The sequence below is a fragment of the Candidatus Effluviviaceae Genus I sp. genome (genome assembly GCA_016867725.1).
GTDB lineage: Bacteria > Joyebacterota > Joyebacteria > Joyebacterales > Joyebacteraceae > VGIX01.
In genome coordinates this window covers 1-1,691 of record VGIX01000101.1, presented here as the reverse complement: position 1 = coordinate 1,691, position 1,691 = coordinate 1, and the positions used below count along the sequence as shown (strand labels likewise).

Below are 1,691 nucleotides of genomic sequence, written 5' to 3'. Positions count from 1 at the left end.
GAGATAGTGCTGAACCTCAAGCAGCTCCGCCTCAAGCTCCACAGCGACGGCCCGGAGACGCTTCACCTCCGGCGGGACGCCGAGGGCATCGTGAAGGCCGCGGACTTCCAGCCCAACCCGAACGTTGAGATCATGAACCCGGACCACCACATCGCCACGCTCGGGGCGGACGCGAAGCTCGTGATGGAGGTGTCTATCGGGGCCGGCCGCGGGTACGTCCAGGCGGAGGACCACGGGTTCGACGACAAGCCCATCGGGTTCATCGCGGTGGACTCGGTGTTCTCGCCGGTGAAGAAGGTGAGCTACGAGGTCGAGAACACGCGCGTGGACCAGCGCACGGACTACGACAAGCTGACGCTCGAGGTGTGGACGGACGGCACCGTGACGCCGGTGGACGCGGTGTCGTTCGCGGCGAAGCTGCTCAAGGACCACCTGCTGCTCTTCATGGCCTTCGACGTGGAGCCGGTGGAGGAGAGGATCGAGGAGATCGACGAGGAGAGGCTCCAGCTCATCGAGCTTCTCAATCACGGTGTGGAGGAACTCGAGCTTTCCGTTCGGTCCTCGAACTGCCTCAAGGACGCCGGGATCAGAACGCTCGGCGACCTCGTGCAGAAGTCCGAGGCGGAGATGCTCAAGTACCGGAACTTCGGCCGCAAGTCGCTCCAGGAGCTCGTGGACATCCTGGCCGACCTCGGCCTCCAGTTCGGGATGGACGTGGACGCGGCGCTGGCCGGGGAGCTCATGCCTCCGGCGGCGATGGAGGCGTCCGAACCGGCGCTCTTCGAGGGCGAGGTCGGCGCTGAGGCCGATCCCGCTGCCGACGGGCCCGCTGAAGGGGGCGAGGGGACCGATGCGACACAGGTGTAGGGGAAGGAAACTCGGCCGCACGTGGGCACACAGGAAGTCCATGCTGCGGAACATGGTGACCTCGCTCATCGAGCACGAGCGGATCGAGACGACCGACGCGAAGGCCAAGGAGGTGCGGTCCGTCGCGGAGCGGCTCGTCACGCTCGCGAAGCGGGGGAACGGGAGCGTGGCGGCCCGCCGGCGCGCCGCGAGGGTGGTGCGGGACAGGAAGCTCGTGAAGAAGCTGTTCGAGGAGCTGGCGCCGCGCTATGCGGACCGGCCGGGCGGCTACACGCGCATCGTGAAGGTCGAGACGCGGCTCGGTGACTCCGCGCCTCTCTCGATCCTGCAGTTCGTGACCGAGCCTGTGACCTTCAAGGAGCGGAAGCCGAAGGCGGAGGAGGCGGTCGAGCCGCTGCGCCGCCGGGCCGAGGAGCCCGCGCCGCCGGTTGAGGGCGCTGTTGAGGCCGCGGAGGCGGCGCCGGGCGACGCTGCCAAGGGCGAAGGGGAGTGAGGATGGTCACCGCGCGGGCGGGGCGGGCGGCGCGGACGCGCCGCTGCCGGCTGAGCGCAGGAGACTGGAAACGGGCGCCGGGGGCCACCCTCGGCGCTCTTGTCTTCTGTGTCCTGTGCGCGTGCGGGATGTGCCTCGGGGGTTGCTCCGCGATCGGGTCCGGGCGCCCGGCAGAGCCGCTCGCGGCGTCGGGGATGCCCGCGACGGCGCGTCCCGAAGGTCCGCCCGGCGCCGGCAGGCCTCCCGATGGGGCGTGGGACGCGCTCACCGACCAGCCGATCCGCGTCGGGCTCGCGGCGAGCGTCGAGAGCGTCGTCGTGTCGGCGAGGGG

At 70.1% G+C, this 1,691-nt stretch carries 2 protein-coding genes; both read left to right on the top strand.

What is annotated here, in order from left to right:
- Window positions 1–867: DNA-directed RNA polymerase subunit alpha (locus FJY74_09835; protein ID MBM3308613.1), on the top strand; the 867-nt coding region annotated here is incomplete at its 5' end.
- Complete coding sequence (rplQ, locus tag FJY74_09830; GenBank protein ID MBM3308612.1) at window positions 851–1,360, top strand: 50S ribosomal protein L17; 510 nt, start codon at window positions 851–853, stop codon at window positions 1,358–1,360. The genes FJY74_09835 and rplQ, both read left to right, overlap by 17 nt.
- Window positions 1,361–1,691: the final 331 nt, after the last annotated feature.

Coding starts and splice junctions, on each gene's coding strand:
- rplQ (MBM3308612.1), top strand. CDS start 851: ATGCGACACAGGTGTAGGGGAAGGAAACTCGGCCGCACGTGGGCACAC.